Source organism: Pyxidicoccus caerfyrddinensis (assembly GCF_010894405.1).
GTDB lineage: Bacteria > Myxococcota > Myxococcia > Myxococcales > Myxococcaceae > Myxococcus > Myxococcus caerfyrddinensis.
The window spans coordinates 79565-98615 of record NZ_JAAIYA010000027.1 but is presented as its reverse complement, the minus strand read 5'-3'; the positions used below and the strand labels follow the sequence as shown (position 1 = coordinate 98615).

Here is a 19051-nt window from a genome sequence, read left to right as displayed (position 1 = left end):
CATGCCGGCTGGACGCGAGAGACTCTTCGGCAACGACCTGCTCCTCCGGGAGTACGCGGAGGGGCTCGACCTGTCCCAGTTGCAGGAGCGCGGCCCCGGCGGGGACCTGGCCCTGGCGCGCGGCAACACCAACATCATCCAGGCGCTCACGCTGCGCCTGCGGGTGCGCAAGGGCGAGCTGGCCCCGCTGGGCTGGCCGGCCTACGGCTCTCGCCTGCACGAGCTCATCGGTGAGCCCAACGTGCCGCGCACCCACCTCAAGCTCCAGGCCTTTGCCCGGCAGGCCATCGAGATGGACCCTCGCGTCCTCAAGGTCGAGTCGGTCCGGACGGTGAACCTCCCGGGTGAGCGGGACACGGTCCGCCTGATGCTGGACATCCAGCTCATCGACGCGCCCAGCCCGCTCAACCTGGTCTTCGACCTGTCGCTGGAGAAGCCATGACCGAGATTGGCCATCCCTTTTCCAAGCCCTTCCAGGAGCTCATCGACTCGCTGGAGGAGAGCGTCCGCGAGGGCGTCGAGCAGCCGACCCAGCTCGACCTCCTGTTCCGCAAGGACACGCCGTCCTACGAGCTCAAGGGGCCGGTCCACGACGTCTCCCGCGTCACCGGCCTGCGGCGCAAGCAGTTCGTCGTCTTCGAGCGCAACGTCCACTACCGCTACGCGAGCGGGCGCCTGCTCTGGAACGCCCCCGCCAACCCGGCGGATCCGGACTGGTACCCGGACGACAACAGCCGCGTCCTCGTGGAGTACACCTACCGGGATCTGCCCTCGGGCATCACCGACTTCAACGCGGGCAGCGTCGCCGGCACGCTGGTGCGGGCGGTGGCGCGCGAGCTGAAGTTTCTCTACGAGCAGATGGACCAGGCGTACCGCCGGGCCTTCATCGACATCGCCCAGGGCGTGGCGCTGGACAACGTGGTGGCCCTGCTCGGCATCGTCCGCAACCAGGCCCTGCCCGCCACGGGCTTCGTGACGTTCTTCCTGAAGAAGCCGCCGAAGACGGGGACGAAGGTCGTCATCTCCCCGAAGACGCGCGTGGCCGACACCCAGGGGCGGCTCTTCGTGGTGACGGAGGGCGGCTTCATCGAGTCCTCCCTGGAAGAGATCCGCACCCAGACGGGCGGCGTGCTCAAGACGGCGAATCGCATCGGTGTCCTCACCCACGTGCGGGTGAAGGGGACGACCACCAACCTCCCCACGAAGCCCACGGCGATGGGCAAGGACTTCGGCGCCGACGAGCGCACCATCACGCTCAACGGCGTCTCCCCTGTGGGCGACCTGGTGGTGACGTACCAGCCGAAGAGCGTGACCCTGCCCGTCACGGCGCTGGAGCCGGGCCGGGAAGGCAACGTGGGCTCGGGCAGCATCACCGTCATGCCCACGCCTCCCAGGGGCGTCGACGGCGGCGTCACCAACGAGGAGCCGCTCATCGGCGGAGAGGCGGCCGAGGCCGACGACCAGCTCCGCGAGCGCGCCAAGCACGCCCTGGAGCGCGCGGGGAATGCCACGCTCAACGCCATCAAGTACTCCATCCTCGAGGTGGACGGGGTGGAGGGCGTGGAGGTGAGGGACCACGCCACGGACGAGTCCATTCCGCTCGGAGAAGTGCGGGTGCGCTACTCGGGCGGCGACGAGGCGACGCTCGTCAAGGCCATCGACGAGACGCGGGCCGCCGGCATCCTGGTGCGCGTGGAGGCCATCACCTCCGTGTTCCTGTCCGGCAAGGTGTATGTCATCCCCGACGCGGGCCTGGCCGCGGACTCGCTGGACGCGCTGAAGCGCGCCGTCGTGGCGGCGCTCCGGGCGCTGGGCATTGGCGAGGCGGCCTACGTGCGGCGCCTCACCGCGCTGGCCTACCAGGTGGCGGGAATCGCCGACGTGGCGGAGGCCCAGCTCGACTTCGCGAAGAAGAAGCCGGGCGAGGCGCTCCCCTCGGAGACGGGGCAGGTCGTCGACCCCTTCGTGGTGAAGTCGAGCGAGCTCATCCGGCCCGACGAGAGCAACCTCGCCGTCATCGCGCTCGACGGCCTCAAGGCCACGGGCGTCTACGTGCCGGCGCAGAACCGGACGGACCTCACGCTGAGCGTGGTGAAGGGGGACGGCACGGCGGTGCGCTTCCGCTCCTTCAAGCTCAACGTCGTCGTGGTGCTGCGGGCCCGGCTGAAGACAGCCCCGGACCAGCCGGCCCAGCGCATCTGCCAGGTGGAGAAGCAGGTCACCTTCACCAGCTCGGCCGACACGGTGGTGGTCTCCATTACGAACAGCGACATCAAGGACGCGCCCGGCCACCCGGGGTTCCGCCTGGGGGCGGATGGACATGATCCGCACGTGGAGTTCCAGGTCAGCTCCACCGCGTACCCGACGCTGAAGCCCGGCCTCGCGCCAGTGGACATCACGGGAATCTCCTGAGGAGGGCACGGTGTCGTTCAAGACCGACAGACTCGCCGCGCTCTTCCCGGACGCCTATTCCGCGCGGGAAGGCGCCTCGTCGCTCCGGCGGTTGCTGGACGCCATCGGCCACGAGCTCATGGGCGCGGACGAGTCCGTCAAGGCGCTGCTGAAGTCCCACTGGGTGAACTACGCCCAGGACGACGCGCTCGACGGCCTGGCGGCCACGTTCGGCGTGCAGCGCCGCAGGCTGGCCGACGGCACGCTGGAGCCGGACGACGCCTTCCGCCGCCGCCTCAAGGCGGTGGTGCCGTACTTCACGGGTGGAGGCACGGTGAAGGCCGTGGCCGGGGCGGTGCGCTCGGCCCTGGGACTGCCCTTCGACCTGGAGCTGTTCCGCCGCGAAATCACCCCCGCCGGAAGTGATTCCAACGACGAGGTCGCCGCGCTCATCCAGGCCCTGGAGGGACTGGTCCGGGTGCAGGAGTTCTCCCCGAAGCCCGAGAGCATGCTCTCGGAGCCGGTGACGCGCGTCGCGGACACCAGCGAGGTCACCGTGGAGGTGGCCTTCTCCAGCATCACCCAGGTCTACCCGCGCATCGAGTGGACCTTCACGAAGGGCGGCGGACGCTACCTCACGCTGCGGCGCCTGGACTCCGGCGAGGGCCTCAAGTCGAAGGCCGCCCTGAAGATGAACCCCGGTGAGACGCTCGTGCTCACCGCCAGCCCCAGCGGCGCGCTCGCCGCGTCCGTGGGCACCACCGACGTGAGCAGTCTGTTCACCGCGTGGGATGGCACGTCCGCGCCCCGCCTGCCGCCGCTCCCCGGTGAGACGACGCATTGGAAGTTCACCTCCCGGGCCGGCACCTACGACCTCTCCGGGTTCGACGACACCGAGGGCTACGACTCGCCCGACTTCTCCGTGCGCATCCAGTGGACGCGCTACCAGCACCTCACCTTCGACGTCATCGTCCCGTACTTCATCAAGCGGGCGGTGGAGGACATCCAGCGGCAGACCGGCTACCAGGGCCAGCTCTTCCTCTTCGAGGGCCTGCCCCTGGAGGTCATCCAGCGAGTCGTGGACCAGACCCGCGCCGCGGGCGTGAAGGGCATGGTCCACTTCTCCCTCAACTTCCTGGAGGACCACGCGGCCCAGGAACAACTGAGCGGCCTGCTCCAGCACCGCTACCAGGAGACGCACGACGCCAGCGAGGCCGTGAGCGTCGGCTCGTTGAGCACGGCCGTCGAAGACCAGAACATGCGCGAGGCCTTCGCCATCGGCGGGGTCTTCAACGTTTCCACTTTCGACACCAGCTTTGGCTTCGAATAGCCAGACATCCAAGGAGCTCGCATGCAGGAGAGCATGGAGATGAAGGGACAGATGACAATCTCCCTGACCGACGCGGAGGGGAGGGTGGTCTACGAGCGGACCCACCAGAACCGCATCGTCAAGGCCGGGCGGAGGCTGGTGGCCCAGCTCTTCGGGGGCATCACCTCGGGGACGCCGCCGTCCAAGGTGACGCACATGGGCGTGGGCACGGGTGCCACCGCCGCGGATGACGAGCAATTGGACCTGGTGACGCCGCGTGCGCCGCGCAACCCGATTACCAGTGTCACCTACAGCGAGGTGGTGGAGTCGAGCCCCTCGGGGCCGGTGAAGCGCGTGAAGGCGTCGCTGCAGACCATCTTCGACTTCAACGAGGCCAACGGCACCGACCCACTCCGGGAGGCGGGCATCTTCACGGCGGTCACCGGGGGCACCATGTACAACCGCGTGGTGTTCGATGCGGTGACCAAGAGCAACAACTTCAAGCTCACCCTCATCTGGGACATCGTCTTCTAAGGGCGAAAACACCCACGGACTCGCGAGCAGGAGGCACACGAACATGCCCTTTGTCCCAGACCAACCGTTTCCCAAGGCGACCGGCAATCCCATCCGGTCCAAGGACTGGAATGACCTGGTGTACGAGTCGCAGCGGCTCGACACCGCCAAGGTGAACAAGGTCGGCGACGCGATGACGGGTCCCCTGACCATCCAGGCCGCGCTGAACCAGGCCGCCCTGGGGGTGGGGACCGCGTCGCCCGCCGCCCGGCTGCACGTGGTGGACGGCGCCAACCCCACGACGCTGCGCGTGCAGAGCACGGCGAGCAACAGCAAGGCCCGCCTGGAATTGTGGAGCGACCCGCAGGGCAGCGGCACCGAGTGGCGGCCGGGCTACCTGGAGTCGTTCGATGTCGGCGGCTTCACCGGCGGGCTGTCCTTCATGACCAATGGCGCCGGAGCCGCCAACCGCACCGGCTCTGTCGAGGCCCTGCGGTTGGTGAATGGCAAGGCCGGCTTCGGGGTGACCGACCCGGGCTACCGCATCGACGTGGGCGACCGCATCCGCCTGCGGGCGGGGCCCAGTGGCAGCGCGGGGCTGTGGCTCTATGAGGGCAACGAGGACAAGGCCTTCATCGGGATGAACGGGAGCTTCGTGGGCCTGTGGGGCAACAAGGGGGCCGGTTGGGCATTCAACATGGACGTGGCCACCGGGAACGTGGGCCTCGGGACGAACCCCGTTGGCGTCGCCGGGTACCCCCTCTCGATCAAGGGCAACGTCGGGGTCAATGGGCGCGTCAGGGACAGCAAGTTCCGGCTCGAGGCGGTGGCGAACAACCCTGTTTCCATCTCCAACGCCAGTGGGACCGGGGGGATCTGGAACAACGTGCCCGGCATGAACCTCAGCATCCTTGTGCCGGACGGGGCGACCTTCCTCGTGCGGTTCCAGATGGGAGGGCTCCAGGCCTATGGCGGCAACATCCCCCATGCACGAGGCGAGTTCAGGCTGCTGCTGGACGGAGTCGTGCAAGCCTATACGCTGCACGAGTACCACGCGAACGGCTGGGAACTCCGGGAAGTCTCCCTGGAGCGCCTCCTGTATCTGTCGTCGGGCAGCACCCACACCCTCGTCGTGCAGTGGGCCACCCACAGTCCCGAGGCCACGCCCGCCAATCCAGTGAGCCTGCAAGGGTGCTGGTTCAACGACTATCGCCACCTCATGGCCATCGAGCTCTAGCAGGAGGAGTGGACCGTGTTCGTCATTCGAGACAAGAAATCCAAAGCCATCCTCCACATGTGGCAGTCGGTGCCGGGGGAACGCCGCAAGCCGGAAGAGCTGCTGCCTGACTTCGACGCGAAGACGATGGAGTTCGGGCGCACGGATGCGCTCTCCGTCCCCGCCAACTTCGACATCGAGAACGGCGACATCAAGCCCCTGGCACCACCCGAGCCCGAAGTGGCCGCCGCGCCCGCGCCCAGCCTGGCCCAGGTGAAGGAGGCCACCCTCGCGGAGTTCTCCCGCCTCTCCTTCGAGCTGCGCAAGAAGCTCATCCCCGAGCACGAGCTCCAGAACGCCGCGCTGGGCGTCTATGACGACAAGCGGACCCAGGCCATCCGCGACACCGTCAAGGCCTTCCGGGACGAGTACAAGCGCCTGGAGGCCGTGGTGAAGAAGGCGAGGTCCATCAAGGAGGTCCAGGCGCTCGAGCCCGACTTCCCGACCCAGGTGGCGGCGGCCGTGAGCAGCGCATCCCGGAAGGGCGAAAAGGAGAAGCGATGATGAAGGAGCGACTGAGCCTCCGCCTCGACGAGCTGCGGGCGGAGTACGAGAAGGGGAAGACGACGCTCGAGGAGCTGGAGGCCAAGGTCTTCAGCGTGCGTTCCACCATGCTGCGCATCAGCGGCGCCATCCAGGTGCTGGAGGAGGAGCTGGGGCGGGGGAGCGCGGAGCCTGTCAACGGGAAGGGGCACGTGGAGCCCGTGGACGGGAAGGCCCCCGACGCTCACACGCTGCGGGTGCCCGCCTGAGCTGGCGCCATGCTGCTCTCCCTTCAAACCGCCTTCGTCGAGCTGCTGAAGACGTCCTTCCCGGACCTCTTCGGCGGGACACCCGCGCACGTCCAGGTGAAGTTCCAGAACCCTACCTGGACGCTGGATGCGTCCTCCGCCGACCCCACGGCGGGTGAGCCTGGCCAGGACGACGCCACGGACCTCCTCGCCTTCGACCCGGCACAGCCGGCCGGTCCGTACACGCTCTCCCGTCCGCCCTATCCCGGCCCGAAGCGTGTGTACCTGAGGGCCGCGGACGGCGGGCGCCAGACGCTCGGCCCCGCGGAGGTGCAGTGGGACGGCGACAACCCGCGGTCCTTCACGCTCCAGCCGAAGCCCACCCGCGTGCTGACGGGCTTCAACCGGGTGGAGGTCCTGTACGGCGTCACCGCCGTCTTCACGCAGCTCAAGAGCCACCACCAGCTGCCCGTGCTCCTGAGCGGCACGGACGACGCGGAATTGGAGCGCGCGGAGGCGCTGACCCTGGCGGCCTTCGCGCTCAACCGCGAGGCGGTGATGGCGGCGGGCGCCTTCTCCCACGCCGGCGGTGACTACACGGCGGTGGGCACCCTCAAGGGTCTCAAGCTGCTCAAGGGGGCGGCGACCCCCGGCTCGTCACGCGAGTTCCTCCTCGACGCCGACGTCGAGCTGAAGGTCAGCCGCGCGCTGGCCGAGGACGAGGGCCGGCCCATCCTGCACATCGTCTCACCGGGGAAGCCCCCCGGAGCGCGCAAGGTGGACATCGACATCGACGTCGAATCCTGAAGGGAGTTCTCCCATGGCTCGCCTCCAAGCCTCCGTCTCGCTGGACCCCTTCCGCGCGCCCGAGCAGCTCGCCTTCCTGCGCGAGCGCGTGGAGGTGCTGCAGGAGTCGGGCTTGTTTCTCTGGGTGTCGCTGGAGGAGGGCCAGGTCGACACGCTGATTGCCCAGGGCCTGCAGGTGATTCCGCGGCCGGAGGCCTCCGTCGTGGAGCTGCCCGCGCTCGCCTTCAATCCGGAGTCCGAGCCGCCCGAGCTGCCCGCGGCGCTGCGGGCCGAGGAGCCCTCGGGAGAGGCGAGCGGGGACTACCTGGTGATGTTCCGGGCCCCCATCGACAAGCCCTGGCTCCAGGAGATTGCCACCCTGGGGGGCGAGTTCCTCCAGGCCCTGCCGAGCCAGTCCGCCGTGTTCCGCTTCACGCGGCAGGAGGCGGAGGCGGTGAGGGCGCTGGCCTTCGTGGCCTACGTGGGGCCCTTCCATCCCGCGTATGCCGTCAGCCCCGACCTCACCGGCACGGAGGAGCCCTTCACGGCCACATCGCTGCGGAACATGCAGGTGACGCTGCCTCCGGAGGAGCCGGACGGAAACCTGCTGCTGCGCTTCTTCGACGGGGTCAACCCCGAGTCCTACCGGGAGGCAGTGGAGGCGGCCGGGGCCACCATCGTGGCCGACACCGCGCACGGCTTCCGCGTGAGGGCGCCGCCGGAACGTGCCAATGACATCCTCCGGGTCCCCGGGCTCTTCGCCGTCCAACCGCCGACGACCACCGAGTTGGTGAACAACAACGGGGGCGTGATTCTGGGCACCAACCAGGTGCGCCAGGTCGGCACGGTGAACTTCCTGGTGAACCTCAACGGAGTCGGCGAGGTCGCCGGCATGGTGGACTCGGGCTGCGACGTGGGCAACCTGGCCGGGGCGATACCGCCCTTCGTGGGCGCGGTGATGACGCCCTTCCACACCGACCTGCGGACGAACGTCCGGCTCGTCCGCAACAGCGCGAACCCGCAGAACGTCGCGGGCGTGGCCCCCGACGCCTCGCCTCACGGGACGCACGTCGCGGGGACCATCTGTGGCGACGGGACGAGCTCCGCGGGGCAGGCGAGGGGCATGGCGCCGTCGGCCTCGCTGGTCGCCCTGGGGCCGCTGCCGGCGAACTTCGAACCGCCCTTCGAGTTCGCCTTCCAGAACGGCGCTCGGATCATCAACAACTCGTGGGGGAGCTCCTTCAGCGTCGGCGTGAACAACAATCGCTACATCCCGACCCACGGCTTCGCGCTCGACCGCTGGTGCTTCGACCACCCCGACGTCCTCCTCGTGTTCGCGGCGGGGAATGACGAGACGGACGTCGCGGGAGGCGGCAACGGGACGCTGGACGCCAACAACCTCAAGCTGGAGGCCACGGCGAAGAACGTCCTCACGGTGGGCGCCTCGGAGAACCTGCGGAACAACGGCGGGTGGCGCGACAGCTACCGGACGTTCTTCGGTCCCCGGTACAACAACGCGGCGTTCAACGTGAGCGCGGGCGGGGCGCCGGGGGCCTTCTCGTTCTCGGACAACCACAACGAGGTGGCGCTGTTCAGCTCGCGCGGCACGATTCGCACCAACACCCTGGTCAACACCCAGCGCGTGAAGCCGGACATCGTGGCCATTGGCACCAACGTGCTCTCGCTGCGCTCGCAGTGGGTGGCCCCGCCTCCGGCGCTGCCCGTGGTGCCACCGCCCATCTCGGCGGCCTTCTGGAACACGAACTTCGACAGCATGCTGCCCGCGGGGTTCAACCGGAACCTGTACCAGATCTTCTCGGGGACCAGCATGGCCACCCCGATGACGACGGGCTCCGCCATCCTGGTGCGGCAGTACTACCGCACCCGCTTCGCCCAGCTGCGCCGGCCCGTCCTGCTCGAGGGCGTCGCCATTCCCGCGGCCGCGCCCCTGCCTACGTTCACCGCCCATCCCTCCAGTGCGCCCCATGTGGACGGGCTCGTCTTCGCCTGGGTGACGGCGGCCCTGCCGGCCGGGCAGAAGAACGTCCTGGCGATGCGGCTGAGCCGCGCGCTCGCTCCGCTCGATGCCGCACCCGTTCACCTCCAGGACAACGTGGGGGACCATGCCGCCCCCAAGGTCGCCACCCGCGGCGAGCGGACGTACCTGCTCCACCGCCATGGCGACAACACGATGCGCCTGTCCTGCTACGGCCGCACGTTGGCGCTCGAGGCGGGCTTCGGGACGAATGGCGTGGTCACCCTGGCCCCCAACGCCCGCCCCGACGACAACGTCCTGCCCGACCTGCTGGTGGTGGGCGAGCACGTGTGCTGCGCCTATCCGGCGACGGGCGGCAACGGCTACTTCTTCCAGCGCTTCCGCGCCGACACGGGGGCCGCCGTGGACGGCGCGCCCGTCAGCTTCCTCTTCAACACCAACACGGGGCCGCACCGCTCTGTGGCGCATGCGGGCACTCGCTACACGGTGTGCGGCGTGGCGCACCCTGGGAACTACCAGCTCCAGACGCGCCAGTTGGGGGATGACGGAGCGCTCGTGGGGGCGGGACCCACCACGCTGGTGGACCAGGTGCAGGAGATACGTGAGCCCTGTCTCATCTGGAACGAGCGCCTCCGTGTCCATGTCGTGGTGTGGGTCGACGCACGCACCGTTCCCGGTGGGGAGATCTACCTGCTCTTCGTCGACGCGAATGGCGCGGCCATCCGGGCGCCACGGCTGGTCATGTCCGTTCCCGCGGCCAATCACATCCGCCGGCCGCGACTGCTCGTCCATCCGGAGGTGGGGCACGTCCTGCTGTGGGAGGACGACTCTCAGAACGCCCACTACGACCTCTACGTTGCGCTGCTGGACGAGACGGGCCAGGTCGACGGGCGCCTCCCGGCCGATGCGAATGACCCGCTCTCCCGGAAGCTCATCCGCATCTCGGATACGCCGGAGGACACGGCGGGCTTCGCGGCCCTCGCCGATGCGCGAGGGCTGTCATTGGTCTTCCAGAGTCCGGATGAAATCAACTCCGACCGGCTGGGGGCGTATGCGCTCAACCTGACTCCGGCGGCGGCATTCGAGGCACAGGAAGACCCCTCCTCGCCGCTGCTCCGGAGCGGCCGCTACACGAAGGTCGACCTGCTGAGCCATGGTGATGCCAATCTCATGGCGCTCTCGGCAGAGTGGACCGGCGGCGCCTGGTACCTCCTGCGCCTCGCGCCCGCTGGGGGAGGCGTGACGGAGCTCCAGTGGGTGCGGCTCAATCCCGACGGACTGGTGGATGCAACCTATGGCGTCAATGGTGTCCGCTCGGCGCCGGTGACGCTCTTGATGACGTCGTGCCAGCTCCTCTGGACGGGCAGTGGCCTCGTCACGGCGGGGAACGACCTCCTGGGCGGACTCATCGTCCATCGCCACGACGACCAGGGGGCGCCCGTCGCCGGCTTTGGTGCGGGCGGTGCCGTGTCGCTCCAGGACACCGCCACCTTCCATGACCATGTGATTCCGCAGGTGGGCTGGGATGCAGGGAGCTCGCAGGTCCAGGTGGCCTACGGGACGACGCAGGCCGGTGTGCTCCAGCTGCGCTACCAGCGCCTCAACAATGCGGGCGTACGGGTGGGCGCTCCGGTGAACCTGACGGCGGCCACGGGTGTGGCGCCTCACAACTGGTTCCAGTTCGTTCCGAGTGAGAATCGCTCCATCGCGCTCTACCACCGCGTGAATGGCGCGGTGACGCGCGTGCACTGCCGGCGCTTCCTGAACACCGGCGCGCCGAGCGGTGGCGAGCTGGACGTGAGCGCCGTGGCGGGAGAGGCCATCAACGCGGTGCTGGCGCGGCGGCCGACGCTCGTGAACTCGCCGAGCCGGGAGTACGGCGCGGTCTGGCAGTACCGCGCCAACAACGCCGCGCGCTGGGAGCTTCGCTTCAGCCGCCTGGACCGGCTGGGCCAGCCGATGGGCAACCCGCCCGCGCCGCCCGCGCCCGCGCTTCCTCCGCCGCCCCTGGTGGTCGCGGATGTTCCTGTCATCGCCGCGGGCCCTGACTGGCCCGCGGACCGGGAGGCGGTGGAGCCCCAGCTCGTCTCCACTTATACCCACTGGCCCTGGTCCAATCCTCCGGCCGTGGTGGCCGGAGTCACCAGCCTGCCGGACTGGAGTCCCTCGTATGGGCTCGCGTGGATTGGCGTGCTCCCGGATGGCTCGCGGGTGCTGTTCTTCACGGTGCTCGATGAGAATGGCCGCCGGGCGATGCTTCCCCAGCCGCCCCCGGTGGGCCCGGGCTCCCTCACGGCACCGGCGCCCGCGCCGCTCTTGCAGCTCACGGGCGCCACCTCGCGCGTGAGGAACTTCAAGCTCGTCTGGAACGGCCGCGTCTTCCTCCTGTACTGGGCGGAGGAGGAGGGCGGGCAACTGAAGCACCGGTGCACGGCCGTCAACCGCCACGCCAACACGCTGGCGTATGAGCTTCCCAGCGCGGCGCTGCTGCGGGCCACGTTGGTGAACGGCGCCACCAACATGAGCGCGGTTTCATTGCCGGATGCGGCGAACGGGTATGGCTGGGGACGGGTGAACCTGCGGCAGACCCTGGCGCCGACGCCTCCCGTCACGCTGCAGGTGCGCGACGACTGCACCCTCGGCCCCCGGCGGAGCGTGACGTACCGGTTCAACCTGCCGGCGGGGACGGCGCTGCTGAGGGTGACGCTGAACTGGACCGACCCGCCGGGCGCCCGCGTCGTCAACCCGCTGCACCTCACCGTGCGAGCCCCCGCCGTGGGACCGAACCCGAGGCCGGAGTACCGCGGCAACCTGTGGGACACGGTGGCGGGGCGGAGGCACCTCAGTCGCCCCGTGGCCAGCCCGCCCGTGGCCGCGGACAACCACGAGAACATCCAGACCTTCAAGCAGGTCGTCATCGCGAATCCGCCACCCGGCGCGTACGACGTCGAGGTCTCCGTGGGCTCCTTCCCCGCGGACCCGTTCAATCAGCAGAACCTGCAGGCCTTCGCCCTGGTGTTCGCCGGGACGGGGCCCGAGGTGACCTTCAACCAGCCGGTGGCGAACGTGCAGGGGGCGGCGGTGTATTAGGAACGGCTGCGCGCGACGGTGTGCTTCACACCTTTCGTCATGCCGAGCGGGATTCGTGGGGGGCGATGTTCAGCTCGCGCACCACGCGGGCATGAGTCTGCTTTTCGTCCACCAGACCCGAGCACTTCCAATCCTCCCGAGACGGCACCCTGGCATCGCCTGCGCCCGCGCAGCGCCCCCCTTCCCTACGGCTGGGAGTTGGCCCCGCGCCCCGGCGCGGAGGGGTCAAAGTGCAGCGCGACCGCCGATCTCCGGGAAGCGCTCATAGGCCCGCAGGAGTGCATCCAGGTGGGCGGGGTTGTCCAGGTCAAGCGGTGCGTCCGTGAGCTGCACGACCCACCCACCCGATGCCGTGCGCCGCGACCGTGAAAGCAGGTCCGTGTCCCGAGCCAGGTCCGGGAACCCGATGGCGCGTGCGGCAGCGGAAGACCAATAGTTCAGCCACCCGAGGTAATAGGGAATCTCGGGCGAGCGGATGTGCTCGAAGAGCTTCAGGGCGGGCAACCCTCGGCGCGGGGCCGGCGGCCCTTGCAGCGTGGGTGCTGTCTGATACGCAATATCCACCGCAGCGTCGTCTGGCGTCGCCTCCCCCCATAACGCACGTGCCCCTTCCGCCACGCCCTCAAGCACAGCCGCCGCTGACGCGATCACGGGCTCGTCCAGCGGCAGTTTTGCGTGCACCTCAAACTGGTCTTGACCGCCAGGGCTGAAGAGTCCTGATCTTTCACTCCCCCAAACCGTCACGGGGTAACTCTGGTCCCCGTTGCACACGATCGGGAATCCTCCGTCCTCAATCTTTTCCAGCAGCCACGCATCACGCTGAGGCAATGCGATAGGACGCCCGCCATTAGAGGGCCTCCATTCCAGCCGCAGACCAGGAAGCGCCTTCTCCATTCCATGAACGCTATCGAGCGTGCGGCGGTCGTTGCCCACAAGCGCAGGCGCGTAGACGATGATGCCGATTCTTTTTCGTGTAGTCATCGTTTGCACCCCGTGACAACGACCTTGAGGCTCCGGTCCTCCCGTAGCAGCGCGTCTTTGTGCGCTTGGGTGCTCACCCCAATGACGAAACCATATCCACAGGCCGCGGCGGCTTTTCGCTCCTTTCGCAATTGCTTGAGTTCCTTCTCGATCTCCCGGCCCCGGATATAATCATTGTACGTGTCAAATTGATGGGTCTTGATCTCCCATAGCACACGCACGCCGATTTGCAGCGCATCGAAGAGTTCACCGCCCACGAGCACGTCCATGCCGGGATAACGGTTAGGCGGGAACCTGTCGGCACACTCGTTATGAGGGTCATCTTCGCCCGCGTGCGGCACCGGGACGGGCCTGCACTCGGGACGGCGCTCGCGCTCCAGCGGCTCAGTCGACACCGGGGGGAACCAGTCCTGCCCCGATGGTTCCGGATCGGGCTTTCGATTCGCTGAGGGCTCCTGCGGGGCGGACTTCGTTTGGGTAGCGGGTTCTACCTCTTCCGTGCTGATCCCTCTCAACTCATACGCATCTAGCGCTTCCTTGATGACGACTCCCACCACCACCACGCCAAGGACAATCACCGTGCCCGCAACGATCTCGGGAGCAGCCAAGACACAGAGGCCGATTCCCAAGGCAGCCGCGCCCGCCGAGGCAACGGCACACCTTCCCGTCCGGTCGTTGAACCGGACCCGGTCATGGTTGAGGGCTGCAAAGCACCGCTCCGCTAGCACGGGCCAAGGCTGGGACGTCTCACGGACAGCGCACCGCCCCCCGTCAGTCCACGGCAGCGTCGCCGCTCGCTGGAGGTTGACGATCCTCGGGTTCCGGGACGCGCGCTCTCTTGGGCTCGGTGCCGACGTGGCGCACGCCGAGAGGAAGAGCAGGAGTGCGGCGCAGGCGCGGAGTCGCATTACTTCGTCCCTTCCGTCGAGCCAGCGAGCTGCGGGGTCAAGGCTGGCCGCATGTGGAGTATGCTAGCAGTCGAGAATAGATGGGATCTCCGGAAAGTGCCGAGGCATGGCAGCATGGTCCGGAGCGCACCAGCGGCCCGATGAAACTCGGGCGCGGTGGGACATGGTAGGGAGCCTGCGCAGCTTCACAGGAACCCGCCCGATGGGGGCTCGGAGCGCTCCGGGACGGGCGGCGGCGCAAGCCGCAGAGCAGCGGCATCAGGGCAGCCCGCCAGCGGTCATGAGGCGCCCACGCTTACTTGCTGCTCGCTTCCGCGTACAACACGAACCCATCGACGGGCATGGGTGCATGGGGGAGGAGCGTCTCCACGAGAAAGAGGTTGTCGCAGTGCTTGGCGTTCGGCCCGCCAAATACAGTATTGATGGCCGGCTCCACGCACTCTTCAGTGGGAAGGAACGCGCTGCCAGCTTGAGCGAGCCTGCGAACGATGTGCGCAGGATGAACCCGCCACTCATGGCTCTCGGGGTCGATTCGGGTGCCTGGCTGGCCGAGCCATCGCACGAGAGCCGCCCGCTGTGACTCACGAAGCTTGTCGAAGTCCGTCTGGGGGGACGCGCGGGGGCTATAGAGACATCCGGTAACACGCGCCTCCGGCATGGCCGACTCTGCCCATGCGGCCACTGCTGATGGATCGATGATACGAAATCGTGTCTCCAAACGCTCCATCGGCGGTTCGCTGTTCCAATAGCGCGTTATCTCCTGACCGACGAACCCCGAGAGCTCGACGCGCCCACCGGCATCCACCTCCATCAGGAACTCTGGGGTGGAGTCATAGATGTTGTACTGAAAGGCGGGCACGCCCAGACGTGAGGAAAGGCGTGCGAGCAGCGGCGGAGTTCCCTGCATCAGGAGTTCGAAGGGTGCGGTGCGCAGGACGGTCCACCCGGGGGCGCCGTGGAAACCCGCCAATCCCCAGCGCGGCACCTCGTCACCCAGCCCGTGCTGCATGCGATCGTACCGTTCCGGGGTGCGCGGCTCGGGTGTTGTCAATCGCCGTCCCCCTCCACCAACAAGCGTGAGAGTTCTCTCTCTACCCGGGCTATATCCGCACACTGAATGAAGGCTACGTTCAGCCACGTTCCCATGGAGGATGAGCCTGCCACTTGAGGCAATGACGGTCGACTGGAAGTCCGGAGATCCTCCGCGGATTGAACGATGCGCGGACGCTCGCCCGCGTCGCGAACCGGAGGCGTCAAGGCGACGAGCGACGGAGATCTCCAGAAAGCGCGCATAGGCCCGCAGGAGCGCGGCCAGGTGGTCGGGGTTGTCCAGGTCGCGAGGTGCGCCCGTGAGTTCCACGACCACTCCCGTCGCCGTGCGCCGTGAAAGTAGTTCGGCGTCGTGTGCGTGCTCCGGACGATCCCGATCACCGATTCCGGAGCAAGCCGATCAGTCGTTCCGGGACAAGCCGATCACCGATTCCGGACCCAGGCGACATCTTCCCTGACACAGGGCGCTGCGTTCTTGCTCCGCTACCGCACTGCTGAAGCCAAGCCGTATTGGAGGAAACAACAAAGGGAGAAGGGCTCATCGCCTTTGGGGGCCCAACAGACGCTGAGAGGGTGGGAAGAGGGCACCTGGGCCCTCGACCCGGATTCGTAGCAGCTCCACTCCCTGCTGAAACCATGGAGGGAGCGGAGCCTTGGCTGGCGCCGCAGTCCCTACCACTTCTCCACGGACGTCACGGTGAGCGGGTACGTGGGGCCGACGAAGTTGCCGTCCGACGTGCACGGGCGCTGCGTGACGTCCGAGAGGTTCGCCGCGTAGTAGCCCCAGGTGGAGCCGTTGCCCTTCTCGTAGAACTCGGTGCCGTTGGGGAGGACCACCTTCCAGACGTAGTCGAAGTGCTCGTACCACTTCGGCGAGCTGCGGTTCGAGATGTTGCTCCTCACCGTGATGCTCCACGTCCAGGGCGCCGACGCGGAGACCGCGAGCGTCTGCGTGTTGTCCCAGTCGAACGGGACGAAGTTGTCGAGCCCGCCCCAACCGTGGATGAGATACACGGAGGTGCCCCAGGGCAGGGTGTAGTTCCGGTAGGACAGATTCAGCTCCGCCTCGTAGGAGCTGGCGTAGACGCAGGAGTGGAGCACCACGCGCCCCTGCACCCACTGCTCTGACGCCATCGCGGACGAGGACACGAAGAAGAGGAGGAGGGCGAGCCCGTTTCGAGAGAACACAGTCATGGAAAAACTCCGGGGAGAGGGAAGTACGACCGTCGTCTCTACCACGACTTTCCGACAAGTCCGCTTGGCTCTGCTCGCGCGGAATGCTTGTTTCAGGGCTTCCCCTCACCTGGAAAGGGCCTCATCCATGCGGAACTTCCTCGCGGTGTCCGTCTCCCTGTTCTCGCTCACGTTGCTGGGTCCGGTGGCCTGTGGCGGCACGACTCCCGAGCAGACCCCGGAGATTGCGGAGCAGAAGCAGGGCCTCAACGCGACGGGCACCGGCTGCAGCGCCGATTCGGAGTGTGCGTCCGGGCTGTGCTGGACCGAGTCGGACTCGTATCCCCTCTACAACCCGTATTGGATCCGCGCCGACAGCTGCACCGAGGAGTGTGGCGGGGAGACGGACCATGCGTCCTGCCAGGCTCTCGCCGCGGACCTGAACGCTCCGTATCCCAACTCGGCGCGCTGCATCCCGGCCCGGGGCGTCTACGACAACTACCCCTACGACGACATCTTCTACGTCTGCGACCTCATCCCCGCCGGCCTGGGCCAGGTCCACTGGGTGGAGTAGTCCTTCGCCACGAAGCGCACGAGCCGCATGCTCGATGCACTCTCCGATTCGGCTCCCGGCTGCGCGTCCCGCGCGCCGGGGCGCCGTACTCGCGGGTGCTACTGGTGTGCGTAGGATGCGCCGGGCGTTTGGGACTGGAGCTTCGTATGCGGCTGCCGTGGCTGATGCTTTCCCTGGTGTGGGCGCTGGTGGGGTGCAGCGGCGCCACGAGGGTCGTCCGGCTCGACACAGGCCGTGGCTCGCCCGTCGTCCATATTCCCCGCTCGGAAGGGGGCACCGAGCCGATAGTGCTCGATGGCGACGAAGTGAAAGAGGCCGTGGCACGGTGGGCTCGAGCTGTTCGCCCATCTCAGCGTCCCCAGGAGGCCGCCCGGCGCCTGTTCGAGGTGGACTCGCGGAGCGGCTCGTATTTCTTCGACGTGAGGAGCCGGCGGCTCACCCCACTGGGGCCTGGCGAGACGCTTGCCGCCGAGCTTCCCCAGTCCGAGGTCGAGCTGACGCGCGCCTACCTGCGCTGGTGTGAGCGGACCGGGCGCAGGGGTGATTGCCTGGGGCTGCTGAAGGAGGGCCCGGCCGTCACGGGGGACGCGCGCTTCACCCTGGCCCTGGCGCTGGCGAAGGGAGCGGTGCTGGACGAGCTGTGGGCGGCCGTGAAGGACATGGCCAACCCGGAGGCCCTGGTGCAGGCGGCTCTATGGACGGCGGGCACCTATGCGCTGCTCTGGACGGTGCCCGAGCCGGCAACCAAGGGCGTGGCGGCGGTGTTGACGGTGGCACTCATCGCCTACGTGGGGGTGGACACCTTCTGGGGGCTCATCCAGGGCTTCCGGCAGTTGATGGCTGAGTCTGAGCGGGCCGTGACGTTCGATGAATTGCGTGACGCGGGAGAGCGCTTCGGGAAGGTGATGGGCCGGAACGCGGCGCGGGCCTTCATGATGCTGGCGACGGCGGCCATCGGCAGCACGGGGGCGACGCTGGGCGCGAAGCTGCCGGGGCTGCCCGGGGTGGCTCAGGCCGCGGTGAGGGTCGAGGCACAGGCGGGTGTGGCGTACGCCGCAGTGGGCCAGGTCGAGACGGTTGCCGTGGCCGCAGAAGGGTTTGTCATCGGCCTCGCCCCGGGTGCTGTGGCCATGTCATCCAGGGGCACGCGCGGAGGCGGGGGCGCATCGGCGGGATACCGGGAGTGGCAGACGCACGGTGGCCTCTATAAGGGCAGGGGCAGTGCGGGTAAAGGCAAGCAATGGCACCACATTGTCGAGCAGACGGAGGGAAATGTTCGCCAGTTTGGTCCCGAGGCCATTCACAATACAGAGAACGTCGTCGCTCTGGACAAGATTCTGCACGACCTGGTGAGTGCATTCTACTCATCCAAGAAGCCACGGATAACGAATTCATTCACGCTGACTGTGCGTGAGTGGCTCAGCACACAGCCCTACCAGACTCAGCGTGATTTCGGACTTCAGGCTATTGAGAACATCAAGAATGGGATCTGGCAATGACGCTCGACCAACTTGTGGAGGAGTTCGCAACGAACGTGACTGCGCAGACCGAGGCCATCTTCCGCGGAGATGCCAGGACTGGAAATAAACACGCAGATCGATACATGGCGGCATTCGAAAAGCTGCGTGCCCACGGCGATGAAGGGCGAGAAGCGCTATGCGTCCTTCTGAAACACCCAAGCGTGGATGTGAGAACAATGGCTGCCGCGTTCTTGCTCCGCTATCGGACCGCGGAGGCCAAGGCGGTGCTGGAGGAGGCTGCGCGGGGAAAGGGGTTGGTTGCGTTCGAGTGTCAATACACACTCAAGGGGTGGGAGGAGGGGACCTGGGCCCTCGACCCGGATTCGTAGCAGTTCCACTCCCTGCTGGAGCTACGGAGGGTGATGACACTGGAGGACCTTGTCAGAGAGTTTGCCGAGAACGTCGCGGCGCAAACGGAGGCGATTTTCCAGGTAGGCGCAGACCCCGAAGACACGCACGGAGAGCGATACATCGCAGCGTTCCAGGAACTTCGCGCTCGCGGCGACAAAGGAAGAGAAGCGCTATGCGTTCTTCTCAAGCATCCGAAGGTGGATGTGAGAACAACAGCTGCTGCGTTCTTGCTCCGCTACCGCACTGCTGAAGCCAAGGCCGTCTTGGAGGAAGTCGCAAAGGGAGAAGGGCTCATCGCCTTTGGAGCCCAACAGACGCTGAGGGGGTGGGAGGAGGGGACCTGGGCACTCGACCCGGAGTAGCCTTGAGGGTTGCTGTGACGCACCGGATTGTCGCACTCCG

The 19051-nt window shown here is 67.6% G+C and carries 17 protein-coding genes and 1 pseudogene; 13 read left to right on the top strand and 5 right to left on the bottom strand.

Going from position 1 to position 19051, the window contains the following annotated elements:
- Position 1: 1 nt before the first annotated feature.
- From G4D86_RS42545 to G4D86_RS42505, 9 genes are read left to right on the top strand one after another with little or no spacing between them, the layout of a single operon-like run.
- A complete protein-coding gene (locus tag G4D86_RS42545; RefSeq protein WP_164000353.1) occupies positions 2 to 442 on the top strand; it encodes a GPW/gp25 family protein in 441 nt (146 codons plus the stop codon).
- Positions 439 to 2412 carry a baseplate J/gp47 family protein gene (locus G4D86_RS42540; protein ID WP_164000351.1) on the top strand — a complete coding sequence of 658 codons (1974 nt, stop codon included), beginning with the start codon at positions 439 to 441 and terminating at the stop codon, positions 2410 to 2412. Before G4D86_RS42545 ends, G4D86_RS42540 begins: the two co-directional genes overlap by 4 nt.
- A 10-nt stretch (positions 2413 to 2422) precedes the next feature.
- Positions 2423 to 3721: a baseplate J/gp47 family protein gene (locus tag G4D86_RS42535; protein WP_164000350.1), complete on the top strand. Its 1299-nt coding sequence runs from the start codon at positions 2423 to 2425 to the stop codon at positions 3719 to 3721.
- Between the two features lie 51 nt (positions 3722 to 3772).
- Complete coding sequence (locus tag G4D86_RS42530; RefSeq protein ID WP_164000348.1) at positions 3773 to 4234, top strand: hypothetical protein; 462 nt, start codon at positions 3773 to 3775, stop codon at positions 4232 to 4234.
- Between the two features lie 43 nt (positions 4235 to 4277).
- The gene (locus G4D86_RS42525; protein ID WP_164000346.1) at positions 4278 to 5450 is read left to right on the top strand and encodes a hypothetical protein; all 1173 of its coding nucleotides are present in this window, start codon (positions 4278 to 4280) and stop codon (positions 5448 to 5450) included.
- 15 nt (positions 5451 to 5465) lie between these two features.
- Positions 5466 to 5993, top strand: coding sequence for a hypothetical protein (locus tag G4D86_RS42520; protein WP_164000344.1), 528 nt, complete (start codon positions 5466 to 5468; stop codon positions 5991 to 5993).
- Positions 5990 to 6241: a hypothetical protein gene (locus tag G4D86_RS42515; RefSeq protein WP_205520272.1), complete on the top strand. Its 252-nt coding sequence runs from the start codon at positions 5990 to 5992 to the stop codon at positions 6239 to 6241. The genes G4D86_RS42520 and G4D86_RS42515 overlap by 4 nt, the downstream gene beginning before the upstream one ends.
- Positions 6242 to 6250: 9 nt before the next feature.
- A complete protein-coding gene (locus tag G4D86_RS42510) occupies positions 6251 to 7027 on the top strand; it encodes a hypothetical protein (RefSeq protein WP_164000342.1) in 777 nt (258 codons plus the stop codon).
- A gap of 13 nt (positions 7028 to 7040) precedes the next feature.
- A complete protein-coding gene (locus G4D86_RS42505) occupies positions 7041 to 12092 on the top strand; it encodes a S8 family serine peptidase (RefSeq protein ID WP_164000340.1) in 5052 nt (1683 codons plus the stop codon).
- Between the two features lie 225 nt (positions 12093 to 12317).
- Here the strand turns inward: G4D86_RS42505 and G4D86_RS42500 are convergent, their stop codons facing one another.
- The 5 genes and pseudogenes from G4D86_RS42500 to G4D86_RS42485 all read right to left on the bottom strand — a co-directional run bounded on the left by G4D86_RS42500 (position 12318) and on the right by G4D86_RS42485 (position 16225).
- Positions 12318 to 13073, bottom strand: a complete 756-nt coding sequence (locus G4D86_RS42500; RefSeq protein WP_164000338.1) for a DUF5953 family protein — start codon at positions 13071 to 13073, stop codon at positions 12318 to 12320.
- Positions 13070 to 13681: a DUF6310 domain-containing protein gene (locus G4D86_RS42495; protein WP_338050646.1), complete on the bottom strand. Its 612-nt coding sequence runs from the start codon at positions 13679 to 13681 to the stop codon at positions 13070 to 13072. The genes G4D86_RS42500 and G4D86_RS42495 overlap by 4 nt, the downstream gene beginning before the upstream one ends.
- Positions 13682 to 14276: 595 nt before the next feature.
- The gene (locus G4D86_RS42490) at positions 14277 to 15032 is read right to left on the bottom strand and encodes a hypothetical protein (RefSeq protein WP_164000335.1); all 756 of its coding nucleotides are present in this window, start codon (positions 15030 to 15032) and stop codon (positions 14277 to 14279) included.
- 234 nt (positions 15033 to 15266) lie between these two features.
- A pseudogene (locus tag G4D86_RS54020) lies at positions 15267 to 15416 on the bottom strand (DUF5953 family protein); the annotation flags it as partial.
- Between the two features lie 287 nt (positions 15417 to 15703).
- Positions 15704 to 16225, bottom strand: coding sequence for a hypothetical protein (locus G4D86_RS42485; RefSeq protein ID WP_164000333.1), 522 nt, complete (start codon positions 16223 to 16225; stop codon positions 15704 to 15706).
- Between the two features lie 127 nt (positions 16226 to 16352).
- Between G4D86_RS42485 and G4D86_RS42480 the strand changes: the two genes are divergently transcribed.
- From G4D86_RS42480 to G4D86_RS42465, 4 genes are all read left to right on the top strand, one after another.
- Entirely contained in the window at positions 16353 to 16778 is a 426-nt protein-coding gene (locus G4D86_RS42480; protein WP_164000332.1) for a hypothetical protein, read from the top strand.
- A 146-nt stretch (positions 16779 to 16924) separates the two neighbouring features.
- Positions 16925 to 18277: a SitA5 family polymorphic toxin gene (gene sitA5 / locus G4D86_RS42475; RefSeq protein WP_164000329.1), complete on the top strand. Its 1353-nt coding sequence runs from the start codon at positions 16925 to 16927 to the stop codon at positions 18275 to 18277.
- Complete coding sequence (locus G4D86_RS42470) at positions 18274 to 18627, top strand: DUF2019 domain-containing protein (protein WP_164000327.1); 354 nt, start codon at positions 18274 to 18276, stop codon at positions 18625 to 18627. Before sitA5 ends, G4D86_RS42470 begins: the two co-directional genes overlap by 4 nt.
- Before the next feature lie 33 nt (positions 18628 to 18660).
- On the top strand, positions 18661 to 19011 hold the full coding sequence (locus tag G4D86_RS42465) for a DUF2019 domain-containing protein (protein ID WP_164000325.1): 351 nt from the start codon (positions 18661 to 18663) through the stop codon (positions 19009 to 19011).
- Positions 19012 to 19051: the final 40 nt, after the last annotated feature.

Coding starts and splice junctions, on each gene's coding strand:
- G4D86_RS42545 (WP_164000353.1), top strand. CDS start 2: ATGCCGGCTGGACGCGAGAGACTCTTCGGCAACGACCTGCTCCTCCGG.
- G4D86_RS42485 (WP_164000333.1), bottom strand. CDS start 16,225: ATGACTGTGTTCTCTCGAAACGGGCTCGCCCTCCTCCTCTTCTTCGTG.
- G4D86_RS42465 (WP_164000325.1), top strand. CDS start 18,661: ATGACACTGGAGGACCTTGTCAGAGAGTTTGCCGAGAACGTCGCGGCG.
- G4D86_RS42530 (WP_164000348.1), top strand. CDS start 3,773: ATGACAATCTCCCTGACCGACGCGGAGGGGAGGGTGGTCTACGAGCGG.
- G4D86_RS42515 (WP_205520272.1), top strand. CDS start 5,990: ATGATGAAGGAGCGACTGAGCCTCCGCCTCGACGAGCTGCGGGCGGAG.
- G4D86_RS42505 (WP_164000340.1), top strand. CDS start 7,041: ATGGCTCGCCTCCAAGCCTCCGTCTCGCTGGACCCCTTCCGCGCGCCC.
- sitA5 (WP_164000329.1), top strand. CDS start 16,925: ATGCGGCTGCCGTGGCTGATGCTTTCCCTGGTGTGGGCGCTGGTGGGG.
- G4D86_RS42470 (WP_164000327.1), top strand. CDS start 18,274: ATGACGCTCGACCAACTTGTGGAGGAGTTCGCAACGAACGTGACTGCG.
- G4D86_RS42500 (WP_164000338.1), bottom strand. CDS start 13,073: ATGACTACACGAAAAAGAATCGGCATCATCGTCTACGCGCCTGCGCTT.
- G4D86_RS42510 (WP_164000342.1), top strand. CDS start 6,251: ATGCTGCTCTCCCTTCAAACCGCCTTCGTCGAGCTGCTGAAGACGTCC.
- G4D86_RS42525 (WP_164000346.1), top strand. CDS start 4,278: ATGCCCTTTGTCCCAGACCAACCGTTTCCCAAGGCGACCGGCAATCCC.
- G4D86_RS42540 (WP_164000351.1), top strand. CDS start 439: ATGACCGAGATTGGCCATCCCTTTTCCAAGCCCTTCCAGGAGCTCATC.
- G4D86_RS42480 (WP_164000332.1), top strand. CDS start 16,353: ATGCGGAACTTCCTCGCGGTGTCCGTCTCCCTGTTCTCGCTCACGTTG.